The organism is Pseudoalteromonas sp. S16_S37 (genome assembly GCF_014694405.1).
Lineage (GTDB): Bacteria > Pseudomonadota > Gammaproteobacteria > Enterobacterales > Alteromonadaceae > Pseudoalteromonas.
The window spans coordinates 1-7,519 of record NZ_JAAUWV010000096.1 but is presented as its reverse complement, the minus strand read 5'-3'; the positions used below and the strand labels follow the sequence as shown (position 1 = coordinate 7,519).

8 protein-coding genes are annotated in these 7,519 nt (G+C 40.4%); 5 read left to right on the top strand and 3 right to left on the bottom strand.

Going from position 1 to position 7,519, the window contains the following annotated elements; genetic code table 11:
• Nucleotides 1–753: 753 nt before the first annotated feature.
• On the bottom strand, nucleotides 754–1,266 hold the full coding sequence (locus HC733_RS21355; RefSeq protein WP_190367002.1) for a DUF2141 domain-containing protein: 513 nt from the start codon (nucleotides 1,264–1,266) through the stop codon (nucleotides 754–756).
• A gap of 140 nt (nucleotides 1,267–1,406) precedes the next feature.
• On the opposite strand from HC733_RS21355, the gene HC733_RS21350 reads away from it, so the two are divergent.
• The 3 genes from HC733_RS21350 (at nucleotide 1,407) to HC733_RS21340 (ending at nucleotide 2,947) form a co-directional block, all read left to right on the top strand.
• Nucleotides 1,407–1,682, top strand: a complete 276-nt coding sequence (locus HC733_RS21350; RefSeq protein WP_190367001.1) for a SelT/SelW/SelH family protein — start codon at nucleotides 1,407–1,409, stop codon at nucleotides 1,680–1,682.
• 179 nt (nucleotides 1,683–1,861) lie between these two features.
• Nucleotides 1,862–2,347, top strand: coding sequence for a transcriptional regulator (locus tag HC733_RS21345; RefSeq protein ID WP_190367000.1), 486 nt, complete (start codon nucleotides 1,862–1,864; stop codon nucleotides 2,345–2,347).
• Between the two features lie 60 nt (nucleotides 2,348–2,407).
• Nucleotides 2,408–2,947, top strand: coding sequence for an isochorismatase family protein (locus tag HC733_RS21340; protein ID WP_190366999.1), 540 nt, complete (start codon nucleotides 2,408–2,410; stop codon nucleotides 2,945–2,947).
• A gap of 29 nt (nucleotides 2,948–2,976) precedes the next feature.
• On the opposite strand, the gene HC733_RS21335 is transcribed toward HC733_RS21340, so the two are convergent.
• Together HC733_RS21335 and HC733_RS21330 are read right to left on the bottom strand one after the other, a co-directional pair.
• On the bottom strand, nucleotides 2,977–3,792 hold the full coding sequence (locus HC733_RS21335; protein ID WP_342366050.1) for a substrate-binding periplasmic protein: 816 nt from the start codon (nucleotides 3,790–3,792) through the stop codon (nucleotides 2,977–2,979).
• A gap of 124 nt (nucleotides 3,793–3,916) precedes the next feature.
• Nucleotides 3,917–5,800 (bottom strand): methyl-accepting chemotaxis protein, encoded by a 1,884-nt coding sequence (locus HC733_RS21330; RefSeq protein WP_190366998.1) that lies wholly within the window; start codon nucleotides 5,798–5,800, stop codon nucleotides 3,917–3,919.
• A 176-nt stretch (nucleotides 5,801–5,976) separates the two neighbouring features.
• Here HC733_RS21330 and HC733_RS21325 point away from each other — a divergent pair, with 176 nt between their 5' ends.
• Nucleotides 5,977–7,062: a porin gene (locus HC733_RS21325; RefSeq protein ID WP_238937655.1), complete on the top strand. Its 1,086-nt coding sequence runs from the start codon at nucleotides 5,977–5,979 to the stop codon at nucleotides 7,060–7,062.
• Between the two features lie 33 nt (nucleotides 7,063–7,095).
• Nucleotides 7,096–7,407, top strand: coding sequence for a hypothetical protein (locus HC733_RS21320; RefSeq protein WP_190366996.1), 312 nt, complete (start codon nucleotides 7,096–7,098; stop codon nucleotides 7,405–7,407).
• Nucleotides 7,408–7,519: the final 112 nt, after the last annotated feature.

Genomic DNA, 7,519 nt, shown 5'->3' with positions numbered 1-7,519 from the left:
CTTTAATTTGCTCTAATGATGTTGTGGTATTCATTGATCACACCTTAGTTGTTTAGGTTGCAATCAAGTATGCCGGATGGTTTTTACTTATTTGCGCTATCTTGCCGTAAGGTCACGTTTAATCTTTAAAAATGATTAAGGGTTATTGCGGATGGGTATAAATAAACGAGGTTATTCTAGGGGCAGGATCAATATTGAAAAAGACGTTCCAGCTCTGTCATTTAACAATGGCGGAGCTGGATGATGAGCATATTATGCTCTTGTTTGCGTCAGCCATCTAATAAAGCTTCTTGCTTCACTGGCCGTTGAGAAACGTTTGTTTTTCAACCCAGTTTTATCTGCAAAAATCACATTGCTTTTATTGACTGAGATAGACAGCACAGGCTGTATAATTTGGATCAGAGATCCGTTGTATTCATATGACATAGAAAACTCACAAATTTAATGCCAGTGTATCTGGCTAATTAACATACAAGCTTCACTACAGTTTTGACGATATTCCCAAAGGTTACGGTCTTTTTGTTAAGACAAGTTCCAACAGAATGTTGGTAATTCGGTCGCCGTACAATAATTCAGCTTTCAATTTTTTAATGCTGGCTTACTGGATCAGGGTAAGAAAGGACATTACTAGTTGCTCTTACAACTATAGAGCGAAACTAAGCAGAGGATTATACCTTTATATGCGAAGAGTTTACAAGCATTAATTAACTACGCTATAAAATATCCCTTTCCAAGCCAATTTTTACAAACTACCTACAGACCCGTTACTTTAGATAAGTGAGTACTGAGGTTTAAATCTATATGGTGGCTAGGTGAGCGAATTTCAACCAGCGCATCATCAAAATCTCCTTTACTGAAATGATCATAAATATTATTTGATAGTGCATAGGGCTCACTAGGCATACCTAAAAATGGGAAGATCATTCTGTCTAACTCCCCATCACCATCTTTATCATGAATGACATTAATTGCATATTTCCCCGCAGGTAAGTTGTCAAAAACTACAGGTGTGTTTGGCTTTTGAGGATATACAATTTTTTTTGCAAAATAATGAGCTTGTGGATCACTAATATTTAAATCCGCGTGATAATCAGCACTGTTATCATGGATCAGAACCAGTAGTTGCCCTTGCTCGCTGGTGACATTATGTATATTGACCACTAATCTGGTTGACTCGCCAGCTATTGTATTGACACTGTGTTTACTGGTTGACTGACAGGCTGTTAATACCAACCCCATAGCCGTAATCAATAATACTTTACGCATAACTATCTCCTTATAAGTTTGTAATATGCCCAATCTAGCAGCATTAGCCAGTTATAAACATGGCACTCATAGGCTCTTTTTGTAAAAATGTGTAGACTAAACAGACACATTTTTACACCTAATAAGCCCGAGCTATACAAATGAACAAACCTAATATTTCTATACATTATTGTGTGTTATGCCAGTGGCTGCTGCGAAGTGGCTGGCTCGCACAAGAGCTACTAAGCACATTTTCCGATGAGCTCAAGCAGGTAGCCCTTGTTCCCGCATCTAAAGGCGTGTTTCAGATCTACTATAATGACGAACTCATTTGGTGCAGAAAAGTCGATGGTGGTTTTCCTGAAGCAAAAATATTGAAACGCAGAGTCAGAGATAAACTTGATCCCTATCGTTCTTTGGGTCATATCGATAGTTAGGTGATTTTAATAGAGATTGATTATTAAACAGTATTTGGTTAGTTTAATTAAACTAACCAGCATAATTCGTGCATTCAGTGTCGAATTTAGTCCATATTTTCCGCCATTTTGCAAAATAAGTGATATGCTGATATAACAATATAAAAAAGGTACATCCATCATTGGATTAAATAATAAAAATGAAATTCAGTTTTAGCCATTTTGAATTCGATTGTGTGAACCTAGTACTTACCAATAATGGTAAAGTTTTTTCACTCAACGAAAAGCCAGCCAAATTGCTTGCCCTGCTTCTTATGGAGTCGGAGCGTATCCACAGTAAAGATGAAATTTTGGAAGCGGTTTGGCCGGGTAGAACAGTTACCAACCAAGTAGTATTTCAAAGTATCGGCCATCTAAGAGCCTTGTTTGGCGATGACGCTATTAAAACGTTTTCTCGCAAAGGGTATCAGTGGCAATTACCACTTACACCAGTATCACAAGACAACATAGCGCAAAACAATCAAGTAGTCGCTGAAGATAAAGCATCAGTGCAAGATGAGCCACAGCAAAAAGAGCCTTTAAGTGAAACAACCTTACGTAAAACAACGGGTAAATCTAAAGCAGTATGGTCTGTTGCAGCAGCAACACTGCTAGGGTTATTAGTTGGCGTCTACTTTTTAGTTTGAGCAAGTTAGTCTGACCTCGCATTATGTAATACAAAAAAACTTATATACGGTGGGATAGTTATGCTAAGTGCATCGAATTGTGGTTTACTGGTGATTGATATACAGGGAAAACTAGCCACACAGGTTGCTAACAGTACAAGGCTCATCGCTAACACTGAAGCGCTTATTCTTGGCTGTAAAGCGCTAGAATTACCTATCGTCTGGTTAGAACAAACGCCAGATAAGCTTGGTGCAACCGTGCCACAATTGGCCAAGCAGTTACATCCTGAGCAAGCGCTCACCAAAACAACCTTTAGCGGCTATGCAAATCAGGCTATAGCTCAGCGTTTAAAAAGCGAGAACAGACAATATTGGTTGTTGTGTGGTATCGAAGCACATATTTGCGTATATCAAACTGCCTGTGATTTACTTACAAATAAATTTAACGTTGTGCTCATAGAAGACGCTATCTCATCTCGAAATATAGAACACAAAAAATTGGCTTTAAGTAAGCTGCAACATAATGGCGCTCAGCTAAGTAACGTGGAGATGTGTTTATACGAGTTGCTTGCTGATTCTCAACACCCTCAATTTAAAACAATCCTAAATTTAATTAAATAAAGCTGCCGTAAAGCCCCTTTACAAAGCATTTACTCATTACCAAGTCCTATTGCTTGGCTAGCTATAACTGTCTGCAGCGCTTCATCCATTTTCCTTATAAAATCATGCTTGTAAGGAAATTTATTCAGTGAATCTTTTACATATCCTATATGTGCTGTACGGCGCAATACTATTCTATCCTCTACGATGTGACTTAAGTCAAGTTCAGGGTGTAAACGCTTTATACTACGCAAACCTAGTAAGGTAGAGAGCCTATCGTTGACATAACAATCAATCCGCTTTTTTGCCAATTTAATAATATTTGAATAGGTATCTTTGTTTTCCCACAAGCTGATTTTGCCTTGCCTACTGGCTTGCTCCAAGCCATCATCTAGGATCATATACCCTGCATTCAACCCCACATTAATCGGGTTTACCGTCGTGTCTTTTGTTTCAATATCCGCTAATGAAAAGCCTGTGTTGCAAAAAGCAACCACCACTTCTTCAAGTAATGGTATTGAATACGGCCAGATAAAAGGCCTTCTTTTAATATGTTTGTAGGGTGGCATCAATGCAAAGCCATCGCCGCTTTCAAGCGCAGCAACACCTCTTTTCCAAGGAACAGGGTGCAGTTCAACAACATATTTATCGTCAATAAGCTTTATCGCCTGATGTACTAAGTCCACATAAATACCTGCGGGTTCACCGTTATTAACATAGCTGTATGGTGGGTAGCTCTCATCAATAAGAATGGTGACACGGTACTGCGGTTCTGCATGAACAGGTGAAGCTATAATCAAAAATAACAACCAAGTTGCGAATTTGAGCGTACTAAAATCCGTCATTTTTGCAGCATCGATTTTCACATATTGCCTCTCATTAACACCTTGATTCTGAGAACTCTCCGTGAACGCTAGGAAAGCTCTCACCTAACTTTGCGCCCCACAATTAGTTTAGCCTAAGCTTTGCAAGCTAAACTATAAACCTCACCTATAAAGTAAATTTTGATAGTAGCGCTTCTTGCTCATGCGCATGCTCTGCAAGAGTATCGCTGGCACAATACTGTTTATCAGCAAAACTGCCCACTTCAACACTAATATCATTGATATGGTTAGTATTTTTATTGATTTCTTCAATTACAACACTTTGCTGCTCAATTGCGGTTGCAATTTGAATATTGCGATCCATCAATTCTTTAACTGACTCAGTTATTTCGTTGAGCATGTTGGTTGCCTGTTCAGTTTGTTCAACACACAATTGGGTTTTGTCTTTGCTACTTCCCATAGACTGCTGCACTTGGCTTGAAGAAGCCTGAATTTGATCAATCATAGACTTTATTTCTGTGGTGGACTCTTGAGTTTTTGACGCTAAAGAGCGCACTTCATCAGCAACCACAGCAAACCCTCGTCCTTGCTCACCAGCGCGTGCCGCCTCAATCGCGGCGTTAAGCGCTAATAGATTGGTTTGCTCAGCAATACCATTAATAACCGAGAGTATGTTCTCAATATTTTGACTATATTCGGCTAGCTGTGTGCTTAAAGCATGAGAGCGTTCTATATCCTGTGCTAACGCGGTTATCTGCTCTTTGGCCTTCAAAAACACGCTTTGGCCCTCAATTGTCTTATCGTTAACTTGAGTAATTGAGCTGGCTGCTTGCTGTGCGTTACCAGCAATTTCGGTGGAAGTGGTGCTCATTTGATGCATCGCTGTTGCCAAACTGTCGATTAACATAACTTGTTCATCAAGCTTCTTCATTGAGTCGCTGGATAATACTTTCGCGGAATCACTGCTGATCACGACTTTATCAGCGCGTTCTTTAACGCTGGTAACCAATTGCCGAAGGGATGCCAAAAATAAATTAAATTGTTGCGCAACAACACCACATTCATCTTCATTGATAATTTCTAGTCGTCTTGTTAGATCTCCACCACCACTGGCTATTTCAGTAATTGCTTGCTCTAACTCTTTGAGTGGTTTGAGTAAATGAAGAGCCAAAGCTCTCACGCACACAACGCCAAGCACAACCGCTATCACAGCAATAATGAGCGAGTTTAAAGTAATATCAAATAAAGTCTCATAGGCGAGAGATTTATCTATCAAAACCGCCAAGTACCAATCGGTTCCATATTGATTAGCTAGCTGGTGTAAATAAAATAGCTTTACCCCTTCCTTGGTTGTCACTTCTTTTAACTCGCCGATTTGGGAGATAGACAACGCAGAGTCAATAGTGTCAATATTTTTGCCGTTATAGTTTGAGTTTTGATGGCTAATAATTTTACCATCACCGGCAACTAAAAACGCGTACCCAGTATTATCAAAATTAACCGCATTAACGCTTTTTGCTATTACTTCCAAGCTCAGATCACCGCCAATGACGCCTTGTAGTTTTGCACCTGAATTAATAGGTGACACAACGGATAACAACAACTCTCCCGTCGACGCATCGACATAAGGGCTGGTAAATGCCGTTTTTTGCTGATTTTTCCCAAGTTGATACCAACCTCTTTGGCGAAAATCGACATTCGGTGGGTTCTGCCTATTTGGATCGTTTGAGCGCAATTGCGATTCATTTTCCAAGGTTCCAAAAACAAGTAAAAACTCTTGCTTCAAGAATGGTGTGTTTAACTTCTCATTGAACCGTTCAACACTAAAATCATGCTCTAACTGGCTTTTAATAACATTTATTTGACTGGCTTTGATAGTTAACCAATTATCGATACTAATGGCCAATAGTTGCGCACTGTCACTTACATACGCTTGGGTTTTGGCTCGCACAGAATCACTCACAAACCAATAAGTAGATAACGTTGTCACAGAAATAATTAGCAAAATAACGATAGCAGAGGTCACAGAAAATTTGGTACGGATCTGCATTTTAGTCGCCTGAGCAAAAATCAACCTAATCTGTGAAGTGTGGTCTATAATTCGATGATTGGCAACTATCCAAAGTGAAGATGATGCGACTTACAGTGAAATATTTTGTTGTCCTATTTTTAGTGCTATGTTTGCTTCCCAGCCTTGTTGCAAACGCAACTGACAGAGCGGTTACCATGGCTGACATAGAAGCATTAGAGGCCCAGCTTGAACAGTTAAAAGCAAGGTTTTTAGCGCAAAACAAACACTCTCAAACCGCAGATAAAACACCACAAGATACCAGTGCACAGGTCACATCTGCGCAACAAGCTAAAAAAACAACTTCCGTTAACGAGACAAGCAAGGTTAACGTATACGCCACCATTCGCCCTACTTTTGGGCTGATAGATGAAACAACACACAGTAATTGGGATGTGCGAGACGCCTTATCGCATGCCGGACTCAAAGTTAGCCATGAGTTTCAACCCGGTTGGTCAGCGCAACTGCATGGCGAATGGGGTATTGATCTGGCCAATGAGGGCAACTTTGGTAAATCTCGACGTGCTTACACCGCTATTTCGACTCCCTATGGTCGATTTGGCATTGGTAAACAAAGACCAGCGCAATATCTATTTATTGCTGAATACGTTGACATATTTAACCATTCCAGCAGTCCTTTTGCGTACGACCCCGAAAGCATTTTCTTCGTCGACAACCTGTTGAGTTATCGTTTTGAGACCGGACCACTCACATTTGTAGCGGTTGGACAATTTGACGGCAATCAAGGAGACAAGCAAACCGACTTGTTCAATGCAGGCTTAAGTTATGATGCGCATGGACTACATGCTGCTTTGACTTACCAACAAAATGATATCTTCGACAAAGAGATTCAGCTTGGCCACAACCGCATCTGGGCTGGCTCATTAGCATACCAGTTTAGCAACCGATTTTATGGTGCCTTGTCGTATCAAGACAAAGACTATGTGCGCAATCAAACTACTTTATCCCGCAACGGCCACACTTTTGACTTATCTTTGGCGTATCAATTTGCAAAGCACTACAAACTAAAAACGGGTATTTTTGATTTTGATGATGGCTACAATAGCTTTGATGCGAACAACCAAAGTTTCAACGGATATAACATCACCCTTGAATGGCTTCCCACCGAGCCGCTGCGTGTACATCTAGAGTACTTAAATAAGTCCTTTGATAATCAGCCTGATATGCAGTCTATTTCTGTAGGTTTTCGATATGATTACAAACAGCAGTGGCGATATGAATAATTGCTCACAATTTAATTGCAAGGAGTGGCGTAATTGCTCCTAACTCGATGTATTTTACACTCGCTCATGCCATCAGTGATATGCTGCTCGCTACAAGCAAAAGAAGAGCCTGTCACTTGGGCTGAAATTCAGACGCTGCAAGGCAAAATAGCCATATTAAAACAGCAACTTGAAAGGCAAACTCATTCACGAGCAGCGCCATCTTCGATTAGCCATCCAACTCCATTGGCGAGTGCGCAACCTAAGAGCAACACAGTCTTATTTAGTTACGCTACCATCAGACCCATTGTCGGCGTGATCAACACGCCCTCTGGCAGTCGGTGGCAGGTGCGAGATTCATTGTGAGCTTACGGCAAGTTAGCGTAACTCACCATCAAAAATATGCTTGAGTCCAGAATTTAGTCTATGCGTTGTGATTTATAGTTCCAAGGCAAGTAAAGTTCTGGGTTTAATCGCA